Below are 26,531 nucleotides of genomic sequence, written 5' to 3' on the forward strand. Positions count from 1 at the left end.
GGGGGCCTTCCCCCACGGCCACCCGCCACGCGAGACCGCACCGCAAGTTTTCGGAGTAACTCATGATCATCGACAGTCACGGCCACTTCACCACGGCGCCCCCGGCGCTGGGGAAGTGGCGTGAGAAGCAGATCAAGGCGTTCGATGAGTCCGGAGCCCGGGTCTCGCCGGACGAGCTTGACATCGGCGACGACGAGATCCGCGCCGCCATCGAGAACGGGCAGCTGAAGCTGCAGACCGAGCGTGGCACCGACCTTACGGTCTTCTCGCCGGGCGCGGGCAAGATGGCACACCACTACGGCGACGAGCGGACCAGCCTCGACTGGTCCCGGGTCAGCAACGACCTGATCGCCCGGGTCTGCGGCCTCTTCCCCGAGCGGTTCGTGGGCGTGTGCCAGCTCCCGCAGTCCCCGGGCGATGCGCTGCCCGCCTCCGTACGCAACTCCGTCGACGAACTGGAGCGCTGCGTCGAGGAGCTGGACTTCATCGGCTGTCTGCTCAACCCGGACCCCTCGGACGGGTACTACCAGGCACCGCCGTTGACGGACCGGGTCTACTACCCGCTCTACGAGAAGATGACCGAGCTCGACGTCCCCGCGATGATCCACGTCGCGATGTCGAGGAACCCGGCGATGCAGGGCACCTGCGCCCACTACCTCGCCGGCGACACCGCGGCGTTCATGCAGCTGTGCGAGTCCGACCTGTTCAAGGACTTCCCGACGCTGAAGCTGATCCTGCCGCACGGCGGCGGAGCCGTCCCGTACCACTGGGGCCGCTATCGCGGAATGATGCAGGACCGCGGCCGGCCGCCGCTGGAGGAGTCGGTCCTGCGCAACGTCTATTTCGACACCTGCGTGTACCACAAGCGCGGCATGGAACTGCTGCTCGACATCATTCCCGCCGAGAACGTCCTGTTCGCCTCGGAGATGATCGGCGCCGTCCGCAGCGTGGACCCGGAGACCGGGCGTCGGTTTGACGACACCAAGTACACCCTCGACTCCATCGACACCCTGAGCGACACCGACCGGCAGGCGGTCTACGGAGACAACGCGCTCCGGGTCTTCTCACGGCTCGACGGCGTCCTGAAAGCGCGGGCGACGGCCGCGGCGAACGTGAAGGAGTCCCAGAAGTGAAGGTCTACGAGGCACTCGCCGAGGCGTTCGTCAAGGAAGGCACCAGCGACGTCTTCGGCATGATGGGCGACGCCAACATGCACTGGATGGCCGCGCTCGCCGACCGCGGAGTGCGGTTGTACGAGGTGCGGCACGAGGGCTCAGGCCTCGGCATGGCGGACGGCTGGGCCCGTGGCGCGGGGCAGCCGGGCGTGGTCACGACGACCAGCGGCCCCGGCGTCTCGCAGCTGGCCACCTCGATGCTCTGCGCGAGCCGGGCAGGAACCCCGCTGGTCGCCTTCTGCGGGGAGACCCCGCTGGGCGACGAGGGCGCCACCCAGTACCTCGACCAGCGGCGCTTCGCCGCCGCGATCGAGTGCGAGTTCATCCAGGTGACCCGGCCCGAGAACGCCCAGGAGGCCGTGCGAGACGCCTTCTACCTGGCACGGACCAAGTCCAGGCCGGTCATGATCAGCGCGCCGTTCGACGTCCAGGTCGCCGACATGGACGACTACGACGAGAACTACGTACCCTCCACCGCCCTGATCGGGAAGTCCCGGCTGCTGCCCGATCCGGCCGGGATCCAGGCCGCCTGCGACCTGATCCAGGACGCCAAGCGGGTGGTGATCATCGCGGGGCGGGGCGCCCGCAGGGCGGACTCCGGCGAGGAGATCCTCGCGCTCCAGGAGCAGACCGGCGGCCTGCTGGCCACCACCCTCCAGGCGAAGAACTGGCTGTGCGACCGCACCGGCTTCCACGTCGGCCTGTCGGGTCTGTTCGGCGACAAGCTGTCGATGGAACTGCTCCAGGAGGCCGACTGCGTGATCGCGGTGGGCGCCAGCCTGAACCACTACACGATCGAGAGCGGCTACCTCTACCCGGAAGCCACGTACATCCAGATCGACACCGCCCCGCACCTGGTGATGGGCAACGGCAAGAGGGCGGACTGCTACCTCCAGGCCGATGCGGTCACCGCCCTCGGCGAGCTGACCCGGGTGCTTCAGGAACGCTCGGTCCGGCTGGAGGGCTACCACACCGACCAGGTCAGGCAGCACCTGACCGGCCGGCTCCAGCAGCCGGAGTACGTGCAGGAGCCCGGGCGGCTCGATCCGCGCGAGGCCATCTGGATCCTCGACCACGAACTCCCGGGCGAGATGGGGCTGGTGCTCGGCAGCGGACATCAGACCGACTTCGGCACCATGCTGTTCCAGCGCTCCCGTGACGTGCTCTCCAACTACGGCATGTTCGGCGCCATCGGCCAGGCCCCGCTGATCGCCATGGGCCAGATGGTCGCGAAGGGCAACAGGCCCGGCTTCGTGGTGGAGGGCGATGCGAGCTTCATCATGCACCTGTCCGAGTTCGAGACGGCGTGCCGGTACGACATCCCGCTGCTGGTCGTCGTCATGAACGACCAGGGCCTCGGCGCCGAGTACCACAAGGCGAAGGCGAAGGGCCTCGACCCGGAGCTGGCGACCATCTCCACCCCCGAACTGGGCGCGGTCGCCCAGTCACTCGGCGGCGGAGGGGCCACGGTCCGCACCGCGCAGGAGCTGACCGAGGCACTGGCCGAGTATGTGCGGGCCCCCCGGCCCACCGTGATCGACGTCCGCATCACCCGCGAGGTGCTGAGTACCCCGTACCGCCGCATCCAGTACGGCGAGGACGTGTGAGTGCCGTGAGCGAGACGCACCCCACGGCCCCACTGACCGTACTGCTGGGCAACTACCCCCACACACGGCCGCTGAAGGACGGGACCATCCCCGTGGACGGGGTGGGCTGCCAGTACCTGGAGTCCTCCCCGCTGCCCCCGGCCTTCGCCCGGATGGTCCGTGAACTGGCCTACGACATCTGCGAAATGCCGATGGCCACCTACCTCCAGGCCCGGGACGCCGGGGTCCCGGTGACGCTGCTGCCGGCGGTGCTGGTGGGAAGCACCCACCACCGCTCCCTGACCCGGCTTCCGCAGGACCCCGAAATCACCCCCGGAGACCTCGTCGGCCGACGCGTGGGCGTCCGCGCCTACGGCCAGACCACTGGATTGTGGGTGCGCGGCTGGCTGCAGGAGGAGTACGGGGTCACATCCTCCGACGTCACCTGGGTGACCACCGAGGACGTCCACGTCGCCCAGTACACCAACCCTCCCTACGTGGAGCGGTCGGGGGCCGAGCGGGTCGTGGACCTGCTGCGCTCCCGCGATGTGTCCGCGGCCGTGCTCGGCCCGAAGGCAATCGGCGGGCAGGGCGCGGGACTGGTCCCGCTCGTGGCGGACGCCGAGAGCGCCGGGTCGGCGTGGGCCGAACGGCACGGGACAGTCCCCGCGAACCACCTGCTGGTCGTCCGCGACGACGTCCTGCGCACCCGTCCGGACTCCGTGCTCAATTTCTACCGAACCCTGAAGAAGGCGATCGTGGCCACCGCCGGCGAGCGCGACGACTCACCCGCGGGGCGCGCGGTCACGGCCGGATGGAGCGCATCCCTGATCGCCTGCCTGGAGATCGCCGGACGCTACGCCCTGGAACAGGAACTCATCAGAACGCCGGTCGATGTCGAGGCGATCGAGGAGAAGACGGCCTTCCTCGACAAGTGAGCAGGCGATCAAAAGAGGAGGTGTGCCGCCGGGCGGCACACCGTGAGGAAACACCGAGAGGAGGAGCAGTGATGGGAGAACCAGTAGGGCTGCGCAAGCGGGGCAACCCGCCCACGCGCAAGCCGGAGACCTGGACGCCCGACCTGCTCGAAAAGATCGCCTGGCGAGTGAAGGCGGCCGAAGAACCCTTCCGGGGTGTGGCCACGTCGGACGGGATGGAGCCTGGGCTGTTCCCGCTGCGCGACACCGGCGCGGACGTCAGCAAGGTGTACCTGGCGGCCGAGGACTACCTGGCAGGCCTGACGGCGGAGGAACTGGCCGAAGGCCGCTTCCCGATGGACGACGTGAGCTGGCGCCACTGGAACAACGGCGCCCGGTACTTCCTGCGCCACGGCATCCTGCTGGAGGACTTCGACGACGCGGGACGCGAGCGGGCCCTGGCCGTCATCCGGGCCAGCCTCAGCGTGGACGGCTACCGCCAGATGGTCGACCTGATGCGTCTCAACCTCACCATCGGCGAGCTGAGCGACAACACCGACGGGCTCAACGAGTGGCTGTACTGGTTCTCCCTCTACGGAGAGCCGGAGAACGGCGGCCCCTGGGGCTGGCAGCTCGACGGACACCACGTCAACATCAACTGCGTCTTCGTCGGGGACCAGATGGTCCTCACCCCCACCTTCCTGGGCGCCGAGCCGGTGGTCGCCGGATCCGGAAAGTACGCCGGGACCGTGGCCTTCCGGGGCGAGGAAGCACTGGGACACGAGCTGTTCACCCGGCTCGACGGACGGCAGCGGGAGCGGGCCGTCATCGCGGACACCATGCCCGATGAACTCCTCGTCGGAGCGTTCCGGGACAACTGGGAACTCGACTACCAGGGACTGCGGCTCGCCGAGATGTCCTGCGGCCAACGGGAGACCGCCCTCCAGCTACTCGGTCTGTACGTGAACCGGGCCGACGACCATCACGCCCGGGTGCGCATGAAGGAAGTACTGGCCCACGAGGGCGACACCCGATTCGGCTGGGCCGGGGACCCCGACGGCACTTTCTACTACCGCTTCCACAGCCCGGTGATCCTCGTCGAGTTCGAGCACATGGCCGGCGTGCTCTTCGACAACGACTACCCCTCGCGCCGTCACATCCACACCATCGTGCGCACCCCCAACGGCAACGACTTCGGTGTCGACCTGCTGCGTCAGCACCACGAGCGGCACCACAAGCCGCGGACGGCGCGTCCCGGCCGGCAGACCTGAAGCGTTCCCCCGTTCCTGCAAGAAAGAGGAGAAGAAGATGAAGTTGGTGCTCGGCCGTGATGATCTCGCGGCAGCCGCGCTGTCCGCGGCTCGCGCCGCGGGTTCGGAGCCGGAACGGGTCGACATCAAGCCGGTGCACAAGGCCTCCCGAGGCTTTGTGAACGAGTCGGACGTCGACCTGTGCGAACTGGCGATCGTGACCGTTCTGCAGGCCCTGGCCTACGGCAAGCCGGTCCTGCTGCTGCCCGTCACGACCCTCGGACGCCACCAGCACCAGACTTTGGTGACCCTCGGCAGGCTGTCGGCCGCCGACGTGGAGGGACACAGCGTCGGAGTCCGCGCCTGGAGCCAGACCACCGGTGTGTGGACGCGCGGATTCCTCACCGAGCAGTACGGCATCGACCTGCGCAAGGCCAACTGGACGACGTACGAGGGCCATCACGTCCAGGGCGCCGAGGACCCGTCCTGGGTGCAGCGGGCGCCGCAGGGTGCCAAGCTGCCGGCGGACTTCCTGGAGGGCCGGGTCGACTTCGGGATCATGGGCAACGAACTGCCCGCCGACGACCGCATCCGCACCGCCTTCGACAGCGCCCACGAGGTCGCCGAACAGTGGTCGAAGGACCAGGGGTTCATCCCGGTCAACCACGTGGTCGGCGTGTCCGAAGCAGCCGCCGCGGAGCACTCCGCCGCCATCCTCGCCGCGTACGACGCGATGCGCTCAGTACTCACCGCCAAGGAGAGGGGCGGGCCCGTCGCCCTGCATCCCGTGGGCTTCGAAGGACTGCGCGCGGCGTTCACCAAGGCGGCCGCCTATGCGCTGGAGCAGGACGTGATTCCACGGGCGGTGGACTACGACGAGCTCGTCGAGCGGTCCTGTGCGGCACTCGGCGTTTCACCCGCACGCCTCGGCGGCTGAACGCCGCAGCACCGGCTGTCGGACCCAATCAGAAACAGTGAAGGACAGGGCATGGACAAGCTCACGGTAGTTCTCGGAGACTTCCCGCACGCGCAGCCGCTACTGGACGGTGAGACCGAAACAGACGGGTTCCTGGTCGATCCTGTCCAGGTCAAGCCGGTCATCGGCGCCTACCGGCGCATGATCCGGGACCTCGAGTTCGACGTGTGCGAACTGGCGCCGGTCTCCTACCTGATGGCACGCCAGGAAGGCATCCCGCTGACCGCGGTGCCGGTGTTCCTCAACAGGCGCTTCCACCACGGCGACGTACAGTGCGCCACCCACTCCGGCATCCGCGTGCCGAAGGATCTGGAAGGACGCCGGGTCGGGGTCCGCGCCTACTCGGTGAGCACGGGCGTGTGGGTACGCGGCGTGCTGCGCGACCAGTACGGCGTGGACATCGACAAGATCACCTGGGTGGTGGACGACGACGACCACATCGAAGGCCGGGCCCCCGCCAACGTCGAGCGCGTCAGCGACGGCCGGTCGCTGGGCGATCTGCTGCGCGCCGGAGAGATCGACGCCGCACTGACCGGAAACGCGGGAACGGGACGGGCGGGCGCACCCAAGGCCGGCTGGACGGCGGCGGCCGAACCCGAGACCGCCGGTGACGACGGTCCCTACCCGCTGTTCGCCGAAGCCGGCACGCTCGCCGTGGACCACTACCTGCGCACCGGCGTCTACCCGCTGCACTCACTGATCTCCGTGCGCACCGAGCTCGTGGAGCGCGACCCCGGCCTGCCGACCAAGCTCTATGCCGCCTTCGTGGAGAGCAAGCGGCGCCACCTTGCCGCGCAGCCCCAGTGGTCGGCAGTGCCCCGGCTGGCCCGTCAGGGACGCGCGATCGGCGGCGACCCCGTCCCCTACGGCATCGAGGCCAACAAGCCCAGCCTGAACGCGATGGTGCGGTTCGCCAAGGATCAGGGCCTGCTCGACGCGGACTTCTCCTCCGACCCGCGTTCGCTGTTCGCCCCGGGTGACTACCCGGACGCCTGAGCCGGCCCGCACAGATCACACCGAAGACCGAAGTCAAGGGAGTACCACGTGGACGTCGTCGACGCACACTGTCACATCATCTCCGAGGACCTGACCGCCTACCCCAAGGCCCCGATCGGGGGCAAGCAGTCCGAATGGGCCGCGACTCGGCCGGTGACCGCAGAAGGCATGGTCAGCCGCATGGACGAGACCGGCACAGGCCAGGCCGTCCTGGTCCAGGCCACCACGAACTACGGCTACGACAACTCCTACGTCCTGGACAGCAGCCGGCGCTGGCCGGAGCGTTTCGTCGCAGTCGGCACCGTCGACCCGCTGCGCCCGGATGCCGCCGCGAATCTCAAGGCCGCGGTCGGCGAAGGGGGCCTGGCCGGTGTCAGGCTGTTCACCAGTGGCAGCACCGTGCCTACACAGGGCGAGTGGTTCGTTGCCCCGGAAACATTTCCTTTCTGGGAGCAGGCTCAGGAACTGGACCTGCCGGTCTGCCTTCAGATGCGCCTGGGCCCGGCCACCGCGCAGCTGGTGGAGCTGCTGGAGCGGTTCCCGGGTGTGAAGGTGCTCCTCGACCACATCGGTTACCCCGACATCGCTTCCTCGCCCGCCCGTGCCGGCGCCGAGGTCGCGGAACTCGCGGCCCACCCCGGCCTGCACCTCAAGCTCACCCACCGCAACCTCGAGCGGCTGCAGGACGCCGGAGAGCGAGCCGGAGAGTTCCTCGGACCGGTTCTCGACACGTTCGGTGCCGAGCGGATCGCGTGGGGCTCGAACTGCCCCGCAGCCGAGCAGTCGCTGCCAGAACTGCTCACCCTCGCCCAGGAGGTCCTCGTCGCACTGCCGGAGCAGGTCCAGCAGGAGATCTTCGCGGGCACGGCCCGGCGCCTGTACCCGTCCCTCGGTGAGCACGGAAGCTGACCTGCCATGTCGTCGGCTAGTGTTCCGGCCTCAGTTCTCACTCTTACGCACAAAGAAGGTGGCCGCGGTGGACAGCGAGAGCATCGGTGCCGTACCCGGAGCGAAAGCCTCGGGCACCCGCTACAGCCAAGCCTACGAGGGGCTGCGCTCCTTGCTGTTGTCGGGGAGTATCGAGCCCGGCACGCGGCTCACCGAGGCGGACCTCACACGGATGTTCGACGTGTCACGGAGCACGATGCGCACCGCGCTCGCGCGGCTGACACAGGAGGGCTACGTCACCGGCGAGGTCAATCGCGGGGTGCGCACCAGGAGCTTCTCCGCCGAGGAAGCAGCGGACATTCTGGAGGCCCGCGAGATTCTGGAGTCGGCACTGGCCGGCAAAGCGGCGGAACGGGCTACAGCCGACGAGGTGGCAGAGCTGCGCAGCACCCTCCAGGCGATGGAGGAGTCGCAGTCACGCGGGGATCAGGACGCCTACTCGCGCGGCAACCGCAGCTTCCACCAGCAGGTCAAACTGGCAGCGCATCAGACGACCCTGGCCCGCGCCTACGACACGCTGCTCTATCCCCTGGTGATGCGCCAGTACCGCAACCTCTCTGTTCAGCACCCGCGATCCGGGTCGCTGGAGGAGCACCAGACCATTCTGCTCGCCATCGTTACGCGCAATCCCGATGCGGCTGTCGCGGCGATGCGCCATCACGTCGGCTCCGCCCGCAGGGCGTTGCTGCTGGACAAGTCCCCGATGCCACCGGTCACCTGACCGTACACGGGGGCGGAAAGTACCCCATGCCCTACACGGTTGACACCGAAGCGGGGCCCGTCGAGGGCATACCGTGCCGGGACCGCGCCGTCACTGTATTCCGAGGCATCCCGTATGCCGCCCCGCCGGTCGGAGACCAGCGGTGGCGGCCGCCCCGGCCGCCTCTGCGCTGGGAAGGCGTCCGGCGTGCCGACCGGTTCGGATCCATGTGCCCGCAGGCGCCGACCGACGCGGCCGCGACCGGTGTCGACGTGCCGATGAGCGAGGACTGCCTGAGCCTGAACATCTGGACGGGCGCACCCGCCACCGAGGAGCTCCGCCCTGTCCTCGTGTGGATCTACGGAGGTGGGTTCCGCGAGGGCACGGGAGCCCACCCCCGCTACAACGGCGAAAACCTTGCGCGCAACGGCCTCGTCGTGCTCACCTTCAACTACCGCCTCGGCGCCTTCGGCTTCCTCGCCACACCGGACCTGAGCGAGGAGTCCGAGCACGGCACCTCCGGCAACTACGGTCTCCTCGACTGCGTCGCTGCCTTGCGCTGGGTGCGCGACAACATCACACACTTCGGCGGCGACCCCGCCCGCGTCACCATCGCCGGCCAGTCCGCAGGAGCGGGCATGGTCAACTTCCTGGCCATGTCTCCGCTTGCCAAGGGCCTGTTCCACCGTGCGATCGCCCAGAGTCACTCCCGTTACGCACGCGATCCCGAACTTCGCTATATGTCGACGTCCTACCGTCTGCAGCCGGACGCAGAAGGCGCCGGCGACCGCTACACAAGAGCACACGGTGCACACACGGCCCGCGACCTGCGGAGCCTGCACTGGCGGAAGCTGATCGACGGGCACCACCCGCTCGACACGGCCGTCGACACCGGAGGCCCGGCAGGACCACCGCTGTTCCGTCCCGTCGTGGACGGATGGGCACTGCCGGCCGGCTACGACGAGACGTACGCCAAAGGCCTGCAGAACGACGTCGACTACCTCACCGGAAACAACCTCGACGAGAGCGGCGCGGTCCCGGAAACCCTGGTCGCCGCCGTGCGCGCCGGCCGGCAGAAGGCCAGGCCGGGTTCCCCGCCGGTCAACGTGACCCTCGAACAACACGTCACCTCGGCCCATCGGAAGTTCGGGCCATCCGCCGAGGAGTTCCTGCGGCTTTATCCGGCCGGCACGGACGACGAAGCGGCGCGGGCGAGCAGCCTCGCAGCTCGCGACAACTCCCGGGTCTCGACTTCTCTGTGGGGCTCGGACTGGGCACGCCACGCCACCGGCACGGTGCGCTCCTACTTCTGGACCCACCGCGCCCCGTCACCGGATGCCGGACCGAGGCGGGCCGGCCACGGCTCGGAGATCGACTACGTCTTCCACAACCCCACCGGCGGCACCGGTGCGTGGAACGAGGAAGACCACGAGATAGCCCGAACGCTGGCCGGGTACTGGACCAACTTCGTCGCCACGGGCGACCCCAACGGAAGCGGCCTGCCTCACTGGCCCGTCTTCTCACCGGACTCCGCCACCGTCATGGAGATCGGCGCGCACTTCCGCACGATCCCCGTCTCCGATCCAGTACGCAGCGACTTCTGGATCCGATTCTTCGCCACCCAGCAAGCCTGGTGAACAAAGGAGTTCCCATGAGCCACCGCACCAACCGCTCGTCCCTCGCACTGGCCATCTCCGTGATCTCCGGCGCTGCGCTCCTGACCGCCTGCGGCAACGACGGCTCGTCGTCGGTCGGCTCGGACGGCAAGACGACCGTCTCGGTCGGCGTCAGCGGCAACGTCTTCGACCTGTCCATCCGCCTGGCGGACGAGGCCGGCTACTTCGACAAGCAGAACATCAAGATCAAGTACGTGACGCTGACCGCCGCCACGGGCACCTCGGCCCTCCAGTCGAATTCGGTGCAGTTCCTCAACTCCAGCCCGACCAGTTTCCTCGCCGGCCTCAGCAAGGGCCTGCCGGAGCTGTCGGTCGCCACGAACGGCGGAGGGAACCCGCTCGGAATCGTCGTCAGCACCGCGTTCGCCAAGAAGCACAGCCTGACCGCGAGCAGCCCGGCGGGCGAGGTGGCCAAGGCGCTGGCCGACTCGACGGCCGGCGCCAGCTCCGCGAACACCAAGGCCGAAGCGGGAATCTTCCTCAAGGCGCACGGTGTCGACCCGGCCAAGCTGAAGTGGGTGTCGCTGCCCAGCCCGGCCGCCGACAAGGCCGCACTCACCAAGGGCGAGGTCGACTGGTTCATCACCTCGGAGCCGATCCCGCTCCAGGTCCAGCACGAAGGTGACGGCATCGTGGTGGCCAACCCCAAGAAGGTTCCCGAGTGGGGCGCCGGGCAGGCCGGATACGGCCAGGTCGTGGTCGCGAAGAAGGACTATGCGAAGAGCAATTCCACCCTGGTCAAGGGATTCGCCACAGCCGTACAGGAGGCGACCACCTACCTCGACACCCACGCCTCCAACGACAAGGCCGTCATGGCCGCGGCGCGGGAGAGCCTGCCGGGCACGCCCGACGACGTGCTGAGCGCAGCCGTGTCGGAGGTGGACTGGCCCAAGACCGCAAAGATGGATGCCGCGGGATGGAAGAAGACCGTCGCTTTCGTGAAGGACGGCATAGGCGCGGTGCCGGACGCGAGCGTCTCGTCCGACGACTGGACCAACACGTACCTGCCGTGAGACGGCCGAACCCAAACGGAAGGGAGAAGACCATGGCAACCGTCACCGGCAAAGCCGTGACCGAGCCCGAGCCCGAAACGCCGGCAAGGCCGGTCAAGAAGGCAGGCGCCGGCTGGCAGAGCACGGGCTCTGTCATCGCGCTGCGCATCCTGGTGATCGTGGCCGCCCTCGTCCTGTGGCAGCTGATGAGCGGTCCTGTCGTACCCGAGTACGCGGTCAGCAAGCCCACCGAGGTGTACGACGCACTCACGGACATGCTCGGCTCCGCCGCCGGGTGGAACGACATCAGGGTGACTACCGTGGAGGTGCTGGCCGGTTTCGGTCTCGGCGTCGCCGCAGGGACGGTCATGGGCCTCGTACTGGGCTCCTTCCCGCTCCTGGGGCGCGTCCTCGAACCACTCGTCGCGGCCGTCAACGGCATCCCGAAGATCGCACTCGCCCCCCTGTTCCTGCTGTTCTTCGGTATCGGCCCCTGGTCGAAGATCACCATTGCCATGACCGGTGTCGCCTTCGTGGTCTTCTACAACATCTATCTCGGCCTGCGGATGCGCGAACGCGAACTCGTCGAGGTCGTCCAGGTGATGGGCGGGCACAGGCACCATGTCCTGGGCTACGTGACGATTCCGACGCTCGCCGCGCCGTTCTTCGCCGCCCTCAAGACCGGCGGGCCCCTGGCCATCCTCGGCGTCATCGGTGGCGAGTTCATCGCCTCCTCCGAGGGCGTCGGCCATGAACTGTTCACCGCCGCCCAGAACCTCGACGCGGCCTCCGAATTCGCCGGCCTCATCGTCCTCGTCGTGCTGACCCTGTCTCTCAACGGGGTGCTCAGCGGCCTCGACACCTACGCTCTCAAGCGCCTCGGCCTCGCGGCCCGCCGCCGGCCCCAGACGAAGCGCTGAACCGCACCCTCACCGACATGTGAAAGGACAGTTCCCCCGATGAACGAACCTCCGCACGTCTCAGCCGGCGCCATCCGGGGCGAGGAGACGTCGCCCGCCCGAAGACCCTCCCGCAGGGCGGTTCTGGCCGCCGTCGCGGCGTCGACCGCAGCCGCCGTGCCACTGCTCTCCAGCACATCAGCCGCTGCCTCACCGGAACGGCACCACAGCCAGGATCTGCTCTACATCGGCACCTGGGGGCAGAACCAGGTACACGCCGTACGGTTCGACTCCGTCCGCGGGACCATGAACCCTCTAGGGGTCGTGGCGGACGTCAGCTCGAACTGGGTGGCGGTACACCCGACCCGCCCGGTTCTCTACGCAGCGGGCGGCGAGCCGGGCGGATTCATCCGCACCTTCCGTATCGACGACGCCTCGGGAGCTCTACGGAAGACCGGCGAGATCGAGACGGAGGCCGTCCCCGGCGGCAGCGGCGGACTGTCGTACATCGGGCTCAGCACGGACTCGGACACCCTCCTGGTCGCCGACTTCGCCACCGGCTCCGCAGCGACTGTGCCCATCCGCTCCGACGGCCGGCTGGGTACCGTGGCCTCCAGCGTGCAGGACACCGGCTCGGGGCCCAACCCTCGCCAGGCCGGTCCGCACACGCACCACGTGGTCATCGACCCGAGCCGCAGGTTCGCTCTGGTCGCGGACTTCGGCGCCGACCGGGTATTCGTCCGGGGCTACGACCGGGACACACACCGGCTGTCACCCGGCGACGGCTCCTACGCGACGGCACCGGGATCGGGCCCGCGACGCCTTGCCTTCCACCCGAACGGGCGGACGGTGTATCTGCTGAACGAGCTGACGGCGGACATCGAGGTCCTGCGGTGGGACGCCCACACCGGTGCACTGTCTCCTCGCCGGCTCCTGACGACGAACGCCCCGGGCCACTCCGGCACCACCAGCGCCGCCGAACTGGCAGTCAGCAGCGATGGCCGCCACGTCTACACCTCCAACCGCGGCGACAACGCCCTGGTCGTCTTCTCGGTCGACCCGAGGACCGGACTGCTCACCGAGGCCCAGCGCCTGCCGTGCGGAGGTGTCACACCGTGGAGCTTCTCACTGCACCCCGGGGGACGGTGGCTGTTCGTTGCGAACGAAGCGAGCGGAACGGTCAACCTCTTCCGGGTGGACCCCCGGTCCGGGCAGCTCACGGACACCGCGACCTCTGTCGACATCCCCAATCCCGACTGCATCAGTGTCCGCACGGCGCGCCACTGAGGGGATCACCTGCCTCCGAGCACGTCACGGATGCCGCCAGGCCTCACCGGCCCCGGCGGCATCCGTGACGTTCATGACCCTCCACCACCGTGCCGACGCGGGCCGCGGCGGATCAATGAGCACGGGCCGTGCGGCGGACGGACCGGGACATGGCGAGCATGGTGATCCCAACGGCTGCCGCGGCCAGCCCGCCGACCAGGAGCACGCTACGGGGCCCGCTCACCGCCCCGGCCGCCCCGACGGTGGGCGCGCCGACGACGGTGCCGCCCATCCAGCCGATCGTCCAGATGGACACCACCCGCCCCCGCATCTGCGGTGCGGCCCCGACTTGCATGAGCGTCTTGGCCGACGAGTTGAACGTGATCGACCCTGCGCCGACGAGCAGCAGGGCAGCCAGCGCCAGCGGCAGGTTCGGAGCCAGGGCGGCGGCACAGATCAGAACTCCCCAGAACACCGCCGACACCGACAGGGACTGCGTGGTGACCTGAGGACGTCGCACCGCCATGAACCCGCCCAGGATCGCCCTCTCCCTCGGTGTATCTCGAACGCCCGACTCCGTGAACCAAGAGTTCAACGAGCCCTCGCCAGGCCGGGCATGGAGGTGTGGGAGCCCGGTTCTGGGTGTGAAGTTCGAACCCCGCGAAGTAGAGTTGTTGGACAATCAAGGGCCCGCCTCAATGTGTCAGGTGCCTCGAGTGCCCAGTTTGCGCTGGATCTCTTGTGGTTGGATTTCCTCGGTGTTACGTTCACGCCCAACTTGTTCGACAATCCATGCGGCGGGCGCATGCGACCTACGAACTGAGCGGCGCATGCGACCTACGAACTGAGCGGCGCCTGGGACCCAAGCTGAGTCGCAGCTGGCATGGCCATCCCGCAGAGCCGGCGACTACGTCGTGCGCGGTGATCCATCCGTGCGGTCGCGCGTCCCCCAAAAAACGAAAGGACCCGGACAGCTATGTCACCTGACATGAAGCGTCGAGCGTTTCTCGCGGCCGGTGCGGCCGTCGCCGGAGTCGCACTCCTCCCCAATCCCTTCGCTGTGGCGGCGGCCTCCTCCGGCAAGAAGGGGGTGATGCTGATGAACCGGATCGGTCCGTCCGGCTCCACCCTGTGCATAGCGAACGCCGACGGTTCGAACGAGCGTGAGCTGCTGCAGAGCGCAGCATTCGATCACCACGCTGCCTTCTCCGCCGACGGCGCATCGGTGTTCTTCACATCCGAACGCACCGGCGACGGGAACTCTTGTCTCTACCGGGCCAAGACCGACGGATCGGGCGTCCAGCCGCTGGTGGTGAGCTCGGCCATGAATGACTGGGCCGTTCCGTCACCGGACGGCAAGAAGGTGGCCTACGTATCCACCAGCGGGGACCACAAGACACACATCTGGCTGCTCGACCTGAGCACGAACAAGCGGACCAACCTGACCGGGACGACCGCCCTCGCCGGCGACCCCGCAAGCCCCGACGGCCACTTCCGTCCGTCCTGGTCGCCCGACAGCCAGTGGATCGCCTTCTCCAGTGACCGCAACACCACGTGGCGCGGCCACGACAACGGCACCGGCTGGGAGCACACGCAGGAGCTGAGCGTCTACGTCATCCGGCCCGACGGCACCGGCTTCCGGCAGGTCGCGACCCGGGACGGATACTGCCTCGGCTCGCCGAAGTGGTCGCCCGACGGCTCCCGGATCGTCTTCTACGAGATCACCGTCGAGGGAACCTGGGGTGCGCATCGCCCCGAGGCCATCGGGACCGTGGAATCCCAGATCGTTTCGGTGGACGTCGCGACCGGCGCACGCGTCGAGCACACCTCCGGTCCCAACCTGAAGGTCGCGCCGCAGTACGTGAGCGCGACCGAGATCGGCTACCTCGTCAAGGGCGGAGCCGACGAAGGGCTGGCCTACGCCGGCGGTTCGCGGCCGTCCGTCAAGCGGGCACTGCGCTCTCCGGTCTGGTCGCCGGACGGGGCGTCGGTGATCTACGAGAAGCTCGATCACACGACACGCACCCTCGACGAGCCGCTGTACAGCTGGGACCCGGACTGGGACTACCGCTTCTGCGACGTCTTCCCCGCGCTGTCCAAGGACGGGCGTCTCGCGATCACCAGCAAGCAGCTCGGCAACTCCTCGATCGTCACCATGCGCCCGGACGGGTCGGACCAGAAGGTCGTCTTCGACACTGCCACCTCGGGCCTCGACCCCGTCCTCGTCGAGCACGGCCTGGGCGGCGCGTTCCGGCCCACCTGGTCGCACGACGGCACATGGATCGCGTTCGGTCTGGGCGGCTGGTTCCAGTCACGCGCGACAACCACTGCCGTACTGGTCCGGGTGTCCAGCGACGGATCCTCGCACCAGGTGCTCACGGACGGCTCGACCAACGCCGGCTTCCCGAGCTACTCGCAGGACGGCAACAAGATTGTCTACCGCGTGTGGGGCGAGGAGAAGGGTCTGCGCATCCTTGACCTCAAGACCGGGGCGACAACCGTCCTGACCACGGAGTCGGACAACCTGCCCGACTGGTCCTGGGACGGCAAGCTCATCCTCTTCACCCGGAAGACTGGACCCACGAACTTCGACGTATGCACCATCAAGCCGGACGGAAGCGGCCTGAAGATCCTCACGAGCAGCGGTGCGAACGACGGTCACGCGGTCTGGAACTACGACGGCCGCATTCTGTACAACAGCGGCATGTGCGGCTTCCGCGAGGAAGCCGCACTCTACGACGACACCTTCCAGCCCTACGGCCAGATCTTCAGCATGAAGGCGGACGGCACCGACAACAAGATGCTGACCGACAGCCAGTGGGAGGACTCGATGCCGCTCTACCTCACGCAGGATGTCCTCTCCAGATAGCGGGAAGGCGGGGCCGGCGTACGTGCCCCGGACCCGACCGTTGCCCGTCCCGCATCTGACGACTGGGCAGCGGCGACCGAATCGCTCGGCCCCGGCGTCGAAGGAGACGGTCGTGGCCCCAACGAGGGGAAGCCGGACTCCTCGGCCTGCTCGCTCCGGGTGTCGCGGAAGCCGATCGTGCAGCGCGGGCAGCTTGAGGGTCGCCGGCACCCGCAGGGCTCGAAGAAGCTCCCCATACCCCGCGCAAGCTTGTTCGACATGCTTCAGATGGCCCTTCTTCGGGCCGGTCGCGACCGCTCAATCCGGCGCTGACCTGGGGCTATTGCTGACCTCTCGCTGACTCGCCGACCAGCAGCAGGCGTCTGACCTGCATAACCCTGAAGCGGGGCTGTAACAGCCTGATCACGTGATGGCATCGGGAAGCCCTGCCCGTCAGTTCGGCGACCTGGGGCGTGCCATCATCGAGCATCGATCGACCAGTGGAGTCCGAGTTGGGAGGGCGCGTGGCGATGGAGGCCGGCCCTCGCGACACAGAGCAGGACGCACCGGACGCGCAGCACGAGGCAGGAAGCTTGAGCCCCGACGGGCCCGACGACCTCGAGGTGACCCCCGAGGTCGAGGTGGAGCTGCGCCCTGCGCGCCGCCTGCGCATCTGGCAGCTTGCGCCGATTGTCACACTCGCCGCGATGGGATCGCTGATGTTCGCCTTCCCGCTCGCCTTCGAGTTCGGCGACGGCGGTGCGGTCGTCGCCATGCTGGGACTGTTGATCAGCTGCTGCGCCGCGGGCTGGGGCATGATGGCTGCCCGCCGCGTGGGACACACCTGGCCCGGTCTGCCGTCCAGGGGCTCGGGGGAGCGCCCCGACTGGCGTGTGATCGTGCTGTACGTCGCGGTCTGCGCGGCCCTGGTAGCGCTGGCCGTGTGGCGCGTGGCACGGCTGCGTACCTGACGCCCGGACCGGCTCCCGCACTCCTGCGGCAGGCCGCCTGTCCGATCGGTGCGGGCGGGCCGAGTCGCGACGCTGTCGGTGTCCCCTCGTACAGTTGTCCTGTGACCATCTCGCAGATCGCTTTCCTCAAGGGCCACGGCACCGAGAACGACTTCGTGATCGTTCCGGACCCGGACAACGTCGTCGACCTGCCCGCGTCCGTCGTCGCCCGGCTCTGCGACCGCCGGGCGGGCATCGGTGGCGACGGGGTGCTGCACGTCGTGCGGTCCGCCGCACACCCCGAGGCCCGAACGATGGCCGACGAGGCCGAGTGGTTCATGGACTACCGCAACGCGGACGGTTCGATCGCCGAGATGTGCGGCAACGGCGTACGGGTCTTCGCCCACTACCTCCAGCGCTCCGGCGCCATCGAGGAGGGCGACGTCGCAGTCGCCACCCGCGGCGGAGTGAAGAAGGTGCATCTCGCCAAGAACGGCGACATCACCGTCTCCATGGGCCGGGCGCAGTTGCCCGCCGACGGTGTCACCGTCACCGTCGGCGAGCGCAGCTGGGCGGCCGGCAACGTGAACATGGGCAATCCGCACGCCGTCGCCTTCGTCGACGACCTGGCCCACGCCGGTGATCTGTTCTCCGAGCCGTCCTTCGGTCCGGCAGCGGTCTACCCCGACGGGGTCAACATCGAATTCGTCGTGGACCGCGGACCGCGCCATGTCGCGATGCGTGTCCATGAGCGAGGCTCGGGCGAGACCCGGTCCTGCGGCACCGGTGCCTGTGCCGTGGCCGTCGCGGCGGCCCGCCGGGACGCGGTGGACCCCGCGCGGACGGGCGCCCCGGTCACGTACACCGTCGATCTTCCGGGCGGCACGCTGGTGATCACCGAGCACCCGGACGGCGAGATCGAGATGACCGGCCCGGCCGTGATCGTCGCCGAGGGCACGATCGATCCGGCTTGGCTCGAAGACACGCCCTGGGGCCGGGCATCGCGGACCCGACCGTGATCGGCGAGACGTCCCTGGGGCGTGCCCCGCGGATCAGGGGCGGACACGCCCTGGAGCTTCGCTCGAATGGGTGATCCGTTTCACGCTGGGCGAGAGGCGGACCCCGCCACGTGGTGGGGTCGGTAGCATCAAGCACCGGCCCGGAGGCGCGACCGCACCTCCCCACCGCCGGTCGACGTTGCCGGAGGTGCCCCATGAGCGCAGAGGCCACCAACCCAGGTGCTCCCATCCGCAGGCGGGGCCGTCCCCGGATCGATCTCCGCAGGCTGGGGCGGGTCGCCCTGCTCGGCCCGGTCTCCCGGGACCGGCTGCCCGATGCCATCGGACATGTCGCCGAGGCCCACCGGGCCCACCACCCGGACGCCGACCTGTCCGTTCTGCGCCGGGCCTACGTCCTCGCGGAGACCTCGCACCGCGGCCAGATGCGCAAGAGCGGCGAGCCGTACATCACGCACCCGCTCGCGGTCACCCTGATCCTCGCCGAACTCGGCGCCGAGACCACGACCCTGACCGCGTCCCTGCTCCATGACACGGTCGAGGACACCGAAGTCACACTCGACGAGGTGGGGGAGCAGTTCGGCGACGAGGTCCGCTACCTGGTCGACGGCGTCACGAAACTGGAGAAGGTCGACTACGGCGCCGCCGCCGAGCCCGAGACCTTCCGCAAGATGCTCGTGGCCACCGGGGACGACGTCCGGGTGATGTCGATCAAGCTCGCCGACCGGCTGCACAACATGCGCACGCTGGGCGTGATGCGCCCCGAGAAGCAGGCCAGGATCGCGAAGGTCACCCGGGACGTGCTGATCCCGCTGGCGGAACGGCTCGGTGTGCAGGCGCTCAAGACCGAGCTGGAGGATCTCGTCTTCGCGATCCTCCACCCCGAGGAGTACGCACACACCCGCGCCGTGATCTCCGCCGCCACAGCCGCGGCGGACCCGCTCACCGCTATCGCCGGGAACGTCGCCGCGGTACTCAGGGAGGCCGGTATCGCCGCCGAAGTCCTCGTCAGGCCACGGCACTTCGTCTCCGTGCACCGGGTCAGCGTCAAACGCGGCGAACTGCGCGGCACCGACTTCGGGCGGCTGCTGGTGCTCGTCGGCGACGACGCCGACTGCTACGCCGTCCTCGGTGAACTCCACACCTGCTTCACCCCGGTGATCTCCGAGTTCAAGGACTTCATCGCGGCCCCCAAGTTCAACCTGTACCAGTCCCTGCACACCGCGGTGGTGGGCCCGGAGGGCGAGGTCGCCGAAGTCCTCATCCGTACGCACCGGATGCACAACGTCGCCGAGGCGGGCGTCATCGCGCTCGGCAACCCGTACGCCGCGGACAGCGTCGCGCAGAGCGCCGAGCCGGCGGACGGCGAACGCGCGGACCCGACCCGGCCCGGCTGGCTGTCCCGGCTCCTCCAGTGGCAGCAGTCCGCGACCGACCCCGACACCTTCTGGACCACACTCCGCGCCGATCTCGCCCAGGACCGCGAGATCACCGTCTTCCGCACGGACGGCGGCACGCTCGGTCTGCCCGCGGGCGCCAGCTGCGTGGACGCCGCCTACGCGCAGTACGGGGACGCGGCGCACACCTGTATCGGGGCCCGGGTGAACGGTCGGCTGGCCACACTCAGCACGGTGCTCGGCGACGGCGACACCGTGCAGCTGCTCCTTGCCGAGGACGCCGCTTCGGGGCCGTCGCCCGACTGGCTCGACCACGCCCGGACGCCCACCGCCCGCATCGCCATCACCGGCTGGCTCGACGCCCATCCGCAGGCTGCCGAGGCCGCCCACGGCAGCAGGCCAGCGGCCCGCGGCCCCGGCCCGCAGCCCGACCAGCCCGCCCAGACCGCGCAGCCCGGATCTGCGGGGACGACGGCCGGCCGCACCGCGAGCGCCCTGGTCGAGCGGGCGGACGCCACCGTGCGGCTCGCCGGCTGCTGCACCCCCGTACCGCCCGACGACGTCACCGGATTCACCGTGCGCGGCGGCACCGTCACCGTGCACCGACTGGAGTGTCCCGCGGCGGTCCGCATGGAGGCCGTCGGCCGGGTACCGGTCGCGGTGAGCTGGGGCGACGCCTCCGAATGCCGGGTGACGCTGGTCGCCGAGTCCTTCGGACGCCCCCGGCTGCTGGCCGATCTCACCGAGGCGATCGCCGGGGCGGACGCGGCGATCATCTCCGCCACCGTCGAACCGCCGAGCGAACAGCGCGTACGGCACACATACACCCTGCAACTCCCCGATGCCGCAGGGCTGCCCTCGCTGATGCGCGCGATGCGGGATGTGCCAGGGGTGTACGACGTGAGCCGCGCCCAGCATCCGGCCCCCGCTCTCTGACCCGGCGGCCTCCCGGGCCGCCGGTGTCGTCCGCCGCCGCGGATCTCGTTCGAGTGGCACGGCGCGCGCCGTCCCGGTACGGCGGGGCGGCGCTGGTAGCCGTAGTCCATGCCGTTCCTCTCCCGCCGCCTGCGGGCCGCTCTGCTGGCCACCGCATCGGCCACCCTTGTCGCCGCCACCCTGCCCGCACCGGTGCCGCTCGGCATCGGCGACCCGCTCTTCCCTCATCTGGGCAATCCCGGATACGACGTACTCGCCTACGACATCGGCCTCGACTACCGCGGCAGCAACAGCGAACCGCTGGAAGCCGTCACCACGATCGACGCGCGGACGACCGGGCCACTGGACCGGATCAACCTCGACTTCACCCGGGGCACCGTGCACTCCGTCTCCGTCAACGGCCTGCGCGCCGACTTCGCGGTCGAGGACGAGGACCTGATCGTCGAGACCCCCGGCCGGCTCCCGGCCGGCGTGCCGCTGCGGATCACCGTCCGGCACACCAGCGATCCCCAGGGGGAGCGGGACAGCGGCGGCTGGGTGCAGACGGCCGACGGCCTGGCCATGGCCAACCAGGCCGACGCCGGCCACCGGGTCTTCCCGAGCAACGACCACCCGGCCGACAAGGCGTACTTCACCTTCCGGGTCACCGCCCCCGAGGACAAGACGGTGGTGGCCAACGGGGTGCGCACCGGACGTACCCGGCACGGCGAACGCACCACCTGGACCTACCGAACCGAACACCCGATGGCCACCGAACTGGCCCAGGTCAGCATCGGCACATCCACGGTCGTCCGGCGGACCGGACCGCACGGACTGCCCGTCCGTGACGTCGTGCCGGCCGCCGACCGGAAGCGGCTGGAACCCTGGCTGAAGAAGACGCCCGGTCAGCTGGAGTGGATGGAGAAGCAGGTCGGCCGCTACCCCTTCGAGAACTACGGCGTGCTGATCGCCGACACGGAGACCGGATTCGAGCTGGAGACCCAGACGCTGTCGCTCTTCGAACGCCGCCTGTTCACCGACGGCGGCTTCCCCGAGTGGTACGTCGACTCGGTCATGGTGCACGAGATGGCACACCAGTGGTTCGGCGACAGCGTTTCGCCGCGTACCTGGTCCGATCTCTGGCTCAACGAGGGACACGCCAGCTGGTACGAGGCGCGCTACGCGGCCGAGCACGGCGACAGGCCGCTCGAAAGCCGGATGCGCGACGCCTACGCCAGGTCGGACGGGTGGCGGGCCGAGGGCGGTCCGCCCGCGCGACCCGACGCACCCGCACCCGGCGAGAAGATCAGCCTGTTCCGGCCGGTGGTCTACGACGGCAGCGCACTGGTCCTCTACGCGCTCCGCCAGGAGATCGGACACACCGCCTTCGACCGGCTGGAGCGGCTCTGGGTACGCAAGCACCGCGACTCCAACGCCGCCACGGCGGACTTCATCACGCTGGCGTCCCTGGTCGCGGGACGCGACCTGACCACGTTCTTCGACGGCTGGTTGTACGGGACGACCACGCCGCCGATGCCGGGCCACCCGGACTGGCACAGCACCGCACCGGCAGGTGGTAAACCCGCGTGACGGGCCGGGCGGGCCATGCCACTATCGACAGGTCGCCACGGAGGCCGGGCCGGAGCACTTCCCCTGAGGGAATCATCCGGGGAGGTCACACGTTGTGACTGTTGCAGACCACTTCTATCGACGTAAGGATCCAATGACCTCCTCTTCTTCCCTTCCCCAGGACGCGCAGGATGCGCAGAGCGCCACGGAGAACGTCACCGAGAGCCTCACCGAGCCCCTTCGGGCCGACGCCCTGATGGAAGAGGACGTCGCCTGGAGCCACGAGATCGACGGAGAGCGGGACGGCGAGCAGCTCGACCGCTCCGAGCGCGCCGCACTGCGGCGGGTGGCAGGACTCTCCACCGAGCTCGAGGACGTTACCGAGGTCGAATACCGACAGCTGCGCCTGGAGCGTGTGGTGCTGGTCGGTGTCTGGACCTCGGGGACCGTGCACGACGCGGAGATCTCACTCGCCGAGCTGGCGGCCCTCGCCGAGACGGCCGGGGCCCAGGTGCTGGACGCCGTGTTCCAGCGCCGGGACAAGCCGGACCCGGCCACCTACATCGGTTCCGGCAAGGCCCTGGAGCTGCGCGACATCGTCCTCGAGACCGGGGCCGACACCGTCGTCTGCGACGGTGAGCTCAGCCCCGGCCAGCTGATCCACCTGGAGGATGTCGTCAAGGTCAAGGTGGTCGACAGGACCGCCCTCATCCTCGACATCTTCGCCCAGCACGCCAAGTCCCGTGAGGGCAAGGCGCAGGTCTCGCTGGCACAGATGCAGTACATGCTGCCGCGACTGCGCGGCTGGGGTCAGTCGCTCTCCCGTCAGATGGGCGGCGGCGGTTCCAGCGGCGGGGGCGGCATGGCGACCCGTGGTCCCGGTGAGACCAAGATCGAGACGGACCGGCGACGGATCCGCGAGAAGATGGCGAAGATGCGCCGGGAGATCGCGGAGATGAAGACCGGCCGCGAGATCAAGCGCCAGGAGCGCAAGCGCAACAAGGTGCCTTCGGTCGCCATCGCCGGCTACACCAACGCCGGCAAGTCCTCGCTCCTCAACCGGCTGACCGGCGCGGGTGTACTGGTGGAGAACTCACTGTTCGCCACCCTCGACCCGACCGTGCGCCGGGCCGAGACGCCCAGCGGCCGGATCTACACCCTGGCCGACACCGTCGGGTTCGTGCGGCATCTGCCGCACCACCTCGTCGAGGCGTTCCGCTCCACCATGGAGGAGGTCGGTGAATCCGACCTGATCCTGCACGTGGTGGACGGCTCGCACCCGGTGCCGGAGGAGCAGCTGGCCGCCGTGCGTGAGGTGATCCGCGAGGTGGGTGCGGTGGACGTACCCGAGATCGTGGTGATCAACAAGGCGGACGCGGCTGATCCGCTGGTGCTCCAGCGGCTGATGCGCATCGAGAAGCACGCCATCGCGGTGTCGGCGCGGACCGGCGCCGGTATCGACGAGCTGCTGGCGCTCATCGACAGCGAACTGCCGCGCCCCTCGGTCGACATCGAGGCGCTCGTGCCCTACACCCAGGGCGGCCTGGTCTCCCGGGTGCACGCCGAGGGCGAGGTGATCTCCGAGGAGCACCTGCCGGAGGGCACCCTGCTCAAGGCACTGGTGCACGAGGAACTCGCTTCGGAGCTCTCCACGTTCGTGCCCGCGGTGCACTGACCGCGGCGCAGCACCGCACAGGCCGACGGCCCGCCCCCGTACAGGGAGCGGGCCGTCGGTCTTTCGCCGTGCGCGGCCGTCACTGACCGCCGAACTTGTCGCTCATCATCGTGAAGATCTGCTCGGCGCCCTTGCCCAGGTGGGGCCCGGCCAGCCAGCCAGAGGTGACCGGGCCGATGGAGGTGTTGGAGACCAGCGCCAGCTTGCCGTCGTCACCCTCGCTGAACCAGCCGCCGCCGGAGGAACCGCCGGTCATGGTGCAGCCGATGCGGTACATCGTGGGTGTACTGGGGCTGATGGAGAGCCGGCCCGGGCGGTCGACGCACTTGTGCATGATCAGGCCGTCGTACGGCGGTGCGGCCGGGTAGCCCCAGGCGCCCATCGAGCTGATCTGTGTGGCTTCGGGGGCGTCGAAAATGACCGTCAGGGCGTTGCCCACGGTCTCCTCGAGGGACTTCGTGCCCTTCTCAGGCTTCACGTGCAGCACCGAGTAGTCGTACGGGGCACCCTCGCCACCGGTGGGGCCGCCGTTGGTCAGCCACTCGCCGGACGTGGTGGCCCAGTCGGCCCAGTAGGCGCCGTACGGGGCGACCTCCTGCGGCTGCGCGTTCTGCAGCGCCGCGGCGTCCTTGCCCTGGTCGTTGTACGCGGGCACGAAGACGATGTTGCGGTACCAGCCGCCCTTGGAGCCGGCGTGGACGCAGTGGCCGGCGGTCCACACCAGGTTGGACTTGCCAGGGTTCTTCGGGTCCTTGACGACGGTGCCCGAGCAGACCATGTGGCCCTCCGGGGAGTCGAAGAAGACCTTGCCGACCGGGGCCGCGTAGTTGTGGTACGGCGTCTTCTCGGGTTCGGCCTTGACCGGCTTGGGCTCGGGGTCGCTGACGCCCTGGCCGCCGGAGAGGTCCCCGGCGGACATGGTCTTGGCCGGGTCCTTGGCCGACTTCATCCGGTCCGGCTTCCACAACCCGTCGATGACCGGGTTCACGAAGTCCTTGGCCTCACGCAGCCACTTGTCCTTGTCCCAGTTCTTCCACTCGCCGCTCTTCCACTTCTCCGGGTCGACACCGTGCTTCTTCAACGTGTCGGCGAGACCGGCGGACAGGCCGCCGTCGGCGCCACTGCCACTGGCGGATTCGCCGGCGGCGGGCTTGTCGGCCGACTGGTCCTCGCTCGGACCGCAGGCAGTGGCTGTCAGCGCCAGCGCGGCGACGAGGCCGGTGGCGGCGAGCAGCGGACGTATGGATCGCATGGAAAAGATTCCCCCTGAAATCTCAAAAATGGCATGAGCGTGTCACGCAAAACGCCGGTCGGACCGGCTGCTGGTGGTGTTGCGGGACCACCCTATGACGGCCGGAACCGAGGTTTCTGCCATCGGCCGTCGCACGGGTGGCGGGCGAGGGGCAACGGTCCGGGCGCGGACCGTTGCCTGGCCCGGGACGACGGGAGCCCGGGCAGGGCCCGGGCTCCGGCGGATCCCCGCCCCGCCGAAGACCCCTGACCGGCCGTCACCCGTGCCAGGACGGGTGACGGCCCGACCTCACTGCCCCGCGTACTTCTGGCTGACCGAGTCGTAGACGCCCTTGGCCACCTTGCCGAGGCGCGGTCCGGCCAGCCAGCCGGCCGTCACCGGGCCGATGGAGGTGTTCGAGACCAGTGCGGGCTTGCCGTCCTGGCCCGCCGCGACCCAGCCGCCGCCGGAGGAACCGCCGGTCATGCTGCAGCCGATGCGGTACATCGTCGGGTCGCTCCTGGTGAGCGAGAGCCGGCCCGGCTTGTCCTTGCACTGGAAGAGCTTCTGGCCGTCGTACGGCGGAGCCGCCGGGAAGCCGGTCGCCGTCATGCCGGCGATCTTGGGCACGGCCGGGGCGTTGAACTCGACCGGCAGTGCCGAACCGACCGTCTCCTCCAGGGACTTGCCGTTCGAGCCCTTCTCCGGAGTCACGTGCAGCACCGCGAAGTCGTACGGAGCGCCCAGGCCGCCGACCGAGGACCCCTGGTCGATCCACTGCTCGGAGGTCTGCGCCCACGCGCCCCACCACACGCCGTACGGGGCGACCTTCTCCTTGGGCGGGTTGTTCCGGAGCTCATCGGTCGACAGACCGGCGTTGTTGTACGAGGGCACGAAGGCGATGTTGCGGTACCAGCCGCCCTTCTTGCCCGCGTGGACGCAGTGACCGGCGGTCCACACCATGTTGGACTTGCCGGGGTGGGCCGGGTCCTTCACCACGGTCGCCGAACAGACCATCGAGCCCTCGGGGCCGTCGAAGAACAGCTTCCCGGACTCGGCGGCGTTGTCGTGGTACGGAGTCTGCACGCCCGCGGCCCGTACCGGCGCGGGGGTCGGGTCGGTCACGCCCTCGTCGCCCGAGATGTCGTTGTCGACGGGCTTCTCGGGCGACTTGTCGGCGTCGCGCATCCGGTCCGGGTCCCAGAGGCCCGCGATGACGGGATTGATGAAGTCCTTGGCCTCACGCAGCCACTTGTCCTTGTCCCAGTTCTTCCAGTCGCCGTTCTTCCACTGGCCGAGGTCGATCCCGTGCTCCTTGAGCCGGTCCTTCAGATCGTCCGGAACGGTGATCTTGTTGTCCGACGTCTGGCCCGCGGAGCTGCTGCTCGGCTCGGAGCTCGCATCGTCGTCGCTCGGTCCGCAGGCGGTCGCGGTGAGTGCGAGGACGGCGGCGACCGCCGCGGTGGCGAGCACGGGGGAGGAGCGACGGGCGCTCCCCCCACGGCGTGCGGTGGCTGCTGGTCGAGTGAGACGCATCTGGTGATCCCCC

The 26,531-nt window shown here is 69.2% G+C and carries 21 protein-coding genes; 18 read left to right on the top strand and 3 right to left on the bottom strand.

What is annotated here, in order from left to right:
- Window positions 1–62 precede the first annotated feature (62 nt).
- The 12 genes from ACFVW8_RS09850 to ACFVW8_RS09905 all read left to right on the top strand — a co-directional run bounded on the left by ACFVW8_RS09850 (window position 63) and on the right by ACFVW8_RS09905 (window position 13,402).
- Window positions 63–1,133, top strand: coding sequence for an amidohydrolase family protein (locus ACFVW8_RS09850; RefSeq protein ID WP_389687944.1), 1,071 nt, complete (start codon window positions 63–65; stop codon window positions 1,131–1,133).
- Window positions 1,130–2,782 carry a thiamine pyrophosphate-binding protein gene (locus tag ACFVW8_RS09855; RefSeq protein ID WP_389687946.1) on the top strand — a complete coding sequence of 551 codons (1,653 nt, stop codon included), beginning with the start codon at window positions 1,130–1,132 and terminating at the stop codon, window positions 2,780–2,782. Before ACFVW8_RS09850 ends, ACFVW8_RS09855 begins: the two co-directional genes overlap by 4 nt.
- A gap of 5 nt (window positions 2,783–2,787) precedes the next feature.
- The gene (locus tag ACFVW8_RS09860; protein WP_389687948.1) at window positions 2,788–3,699 is read left to right on the top strand and encodes a hypothetical protein; all 912 of its coding nucleotides are present in this window, start codon (window positions 2,788–2,790) and stop codon (window positions 3,697–3,699) included.
- A 71-nt stretch (window positions 3,700–3,770) separates the two neighbouring features.
- Complete coding sequence (locus ACFVW8_RS09865) at window positions 3,771–4,949, top strand: DUF3500 domain-containing protein (protein ID WP_389687950.1); 1,179 nt, start codon at window positions 3,771–3,773, stop codon at window positions 4,947–4,949.
- 37 nt (window positions 4,950–4,986) lie between these two features.
- Window positions 4,987–5,865: a hypothetical protein gene (locus ACFVW8_RS09870; protein WP_389687952.1), complete on the top strand. Its 879-nt coding sequence runs from the start codon at window positions 4,987–4,989 to the stop codon at window positions 5,863–5,865.
- A gap of 51 nt (window positions 5,866–5,916) precedes the next feature.
- On the top strand, window positions 5,917–6,900 hold the full coding sequence (locus ACFVW8_RS09875) for an ABC transporter substrate-binding protein (protein ID WP_389687954.1): 984 nt from the start codon (window positions 5,917–5,919) through the stop codon (window positions 6,898–6,900).
- Window positions 6,901–6,948: 48 nt separating this feature from the next.
- Complete coding sequence (locus ACFVW8_RS09880; RefSeq protein WP_389687957.1) at window positions 6,949–7,809, top strand: amidohydrolase family protein; 861 nt, start codon at window positions 6,949–6,951, stop codon at window positions 7,807–7,809.
- A 67-nt stretch (window positions 7,810–7,876) separates the two neighbouring features.
- On the top strand, window positions 7,877–8,569 hold the full coding sequence (locus ACFVW8_RS09885) for a GntR family transcriptional regulator (RefSeq protein WP_389687959.1): 693 nt from the start codon (window positions 7,877–7,879) through the stop codon (window positions 8,567–8,569).
- A 26-nt stretch (window positions 8,570–8,595) separates the two neighbouring features.
- A complete protein-coding gene (locus tag ACFVW8_RS09890; RefSeq protein ID WP_389687961.1) occupies window positions 8,596–10,185 on the top strand; it encodes a carboxylesterase/lipase family protein in 1,590 nt (529 codons plus the stop codon).
- Between the two features lie 14 nt (window positions 10,186–10,199).
- A complete protein-coding gene (locus ACFVW8_RS09895) occupies window positions 10,200–11,237 on the top strand; it encodes an ABC transporter substrate-binding protein (protein WP_389687963.1) in 1,038 nt (345 codons plus the stop codon).
- A gap of 32 nt (window positions 11,238–11,269) precedes the next feature.
- Window positions 11,270–12,136: an ABC transporter permease gene (locus ACFVW8_RS09900; protein WP_389687965.1), complete on the top strand. Its 867-nt coding sequence runs from the start codon at window positions 11,270–11,272 to the stop codon at window positions 12,134–12,136.
- A gap of 39 nt (window positions 12,137–12,175) precedes the next feature.
- A complete protein-coding gene (locus ACFVW8_RS09905) occupies window positions 12,176–13,402 on the top strand; it encodes a lactonase family protein (protein ID WP_389687967.1) in 1,227 nt (408 codons plus the stop codon).
- Window positions 13,403–13,514: 112 nt separating this feature from the next.
- On the opposite strand, the gene ACFVW8_RS09910 is transcribed toward ACFVW8_RS09905, so the two are convergent.
- On the bottom strand, window positions 13,515–13,907 hold the full coding sequence (locus tag ACFVW8_RS09910) for a hypothetical protein (RefSeq protein WP_389687969.1): 393 nt from the start codon (window positions 13,905–13,907) through the stop codon (window positions 13,515–13,517).
- Between the two features lie 462 nt (window positions 13,908–14,369).
- Here ACFVW8_RS09910 and ACFVW8_RS09915 point away from each other — a divergent pair, with 462 nt between their 5' ends.
- The 6 genes from ACFVW8_RS09915 (at window position 14,370) to hflX (ending at window position 23,751) form a co-directional block, all read left to right on the top strand.
- The gene (locus ACFVW8_RS09915; RefSeq protein WP_389687971.1) at window positions 14,370–16,250 is read left to right on the top strand and encodes a hypothetical protein; all 1,881 of its coding nucleotides are present in this window, start codon (window positions 14,370–14,372) and stop codon (window positions 16,248–16,250) included.
- Between the two features lie 509 nt (window positions 16,251–16,759).
- Window positions 16,760–17,200 carry a hypothetical protein gene (locus ACFVW8_RS09920; RefSeq protein WP_389688036.1) on the top strand — a complete coding sequence of 147 codons (441 nt, stop codon included), beginning with the start codon at window positions 16,760–16,762 and terminating at the stop codon, window positions 17,198–17,200.
- Between the two features lie 101 nt (window positions 17,201–17,301).
- On the top strand, window positions 17,302–18,198 hold the full coding sequence (gene dapF / locus ACFVW8_RS09925; protein ID WP_389687973.1) for a diaminopimelate epimerase: 897 nt from the start codon (window positions 17,302–17,304) through the stop codon (window positions 18,196–18,198).
- A gap of 194 nt (window positions 18,199–18,392) precedes the next feature.
- Window positions 18,393–20,528 carry a RelA/SpoT family protein gene (locus tag ACFVW8_RS09930; protein WP_389687975.1) on the top strand — a complete coding sequence of 712 codons (2,136 nt, stop codon included), beginning with the start codon at window positions 18,393–18,395 and terminating at the stop codon, window positions 20,526–20,528.
- A gap of 108 nt (window positions 20,529–20,636) precedes the next feature.
- A complete protein-coding gene (locus tag ACFVW8_RS09935; RefSeq protein WP_389687977.1) occupies window positions 20,637–22,097 on the top strand; it encodes a M1 family metallopeptidase in 1,461 nt (486 codons plus the stop codon).
- Between the two features lie 133 nt (window positions 22,098–22,230).
- Window positions 22,231–23,751 (top strand): GTPase HflX, encoded by a 1,521-nt coding sequence (gene hflX / locus ACFVW8_RS09940; protein WP_389687979.1) that lies wholly within the window; start codon window positions 22,231–22,233, stop codon window positions 23,749–23,751.
- 79 nt (window positions 23,752–23,830) lie between these two features.
- Here hflX and ACFVW8_RS09945 read toward each other — a convergent pair whose 3' ends face one another.
- Both ACFVW8_RS09945 and ACFVW8_RS09950 read right to left on the bottom strand, forming a co-directional pair.
- Entirely contained in the window at window positions 23,831–25,003 is a 1,173-nt protein-coding gene (locus ACFVW8_RS09945) for a trypsin-like serine peptidase (RefSeq protein WP_389687981.1), read from the bottom strand.
- 288 nt (window positions 25,004–25,291) lie between these two features.
- Entirely contained in the window at window positions 25,292–26,518 is a 1,227-nt protein-coding gene (locus tag ACFVW8_RS09950; protein ID WP_389687983.1) for a trypsin-like serine peptidase, read from the bottom strand.
- Window positions 26,519–26,531: the final 13 nt, after the last annotated feature.

Origin of the sequence: Streptomyces sp. NPDC058221 (assembly GCF_042882365.1) — a bacterium.
Lineage (GTDB): Bacteria > Actinomycetota > Actinomycetes > Streptomycetales > Streptomycetaceae > Streptomyces.

Coding starts and splice junctions, on each gene's coding strand:
- ACFVW8_RS09850 (WP_389687944.1), top strand. CDS start 63: ATGATCATCGACAGTCACGGCCACTTCACCACGGCGCCCCCGGCGCTG.
- ACFVW8_RS09865 (WP_389687950.1), top strand. CDS start 3,771: ATGGGAGAACCAGTAGGGCTGCGCAAGCGGGGCAACCCGCCCACGCGC.
- ACFVW8_RS09870 (WP_389687952.1), top strand. CDS start 4,987: ATGAAGTTGGTGCTCGGCCGTGATGATCTCGCGGCAGCCGCGCTGTCC.
- ACFVW8_RS09875 (WP_389687954.1), top strand. CDS start 5,917: ATGGACAAGCTCACGGTAGTTCTCGGAGACTTCCCGCACGCGCAGCCG.
- ACFVW8_RS09890 (WP_389687961.1), top strand. CDS start 8,596: ATGCCCTACACGGTTGACACCGAAGCGGGGCCCGTCGAGGGCATACCG.
- ACFVW8_RS09895 (WP_389687963.1), top strand. CDS start 10,200: ATGAGCCACCGCACCAACCGCTCGTCCCTCGCACTGGCCATCTCCGTG.
- ACFVW8_RS09900 (WP_389687965.1), top strand. CDS start 11,270: ATGGCAACCGTCACCGGCAAAGCCGTGACCGAGCCCGAGCCCGAAACG.
- ACFVW8_RS09905 (WP_389687967.1), top strand. CDS start 12,176: ATGAACGAACCTCCGCACGTCTCAGCCGGCGCCATCCGGGGCGAGGAG.
- ACFVW8_RS09910 (WP_389687969.1), bottom strand. CDS start 13,907: ATGGCGGTGCGACGTCCTCAGGTCACCACGCAGTCCCTGTCGGTGTCG.
- ACFVW8_RS09915 (WP_389687971.1), top strand. CDS start 14,370: ATGAAGCGTCGAGCGTTTCTCGCGGCCGGTGCGGCCGTCGCCGGAGTC.
- ACFVW8_RS09920 (WP_389688036.1), top strand. CDS start 16,760: ATGGAGGCCGGCCCTCGCGACACAGAGCAGGACGCACCGGACGCGCAG.
- ACFVW8_RS09930 (WP_389687975.1), top strand. CDS start 18,393: ATGAGCGCAGAGGCCACCAACCCAGGTGCTCCCATCCGCAGGCGGGGC.
- ACFVW8_RS09935 (WP_389687977.1), top strand. CDS start 20,637: ATGCCGTTCCTCTCCCGCCGCCTGCGGGCCGCTCTGCTGGCCACCGCA.
- hflX (WP_389687979.1), top strand. CDS start 22,231: ATGACCTCCTCTTCTTCCCTTCCCCAGGACGCGCAGGATGCGCAGAGC.
- ACFVW8_RS09945 (WP_389687981.1), bottom strand. CDS start 25,003: ATGCGATCCATACGTCCGCTGCTCGCCGCCACCGGCCTCGTCGCCGCG.
- ACFVW8_RS09950 (WP_389687983.1), bottom strand. CDS start 26,518: ATGCGTCTCACTCGACCAGCAGCCACCGCACGCCGTGGGGGGAGCGCC.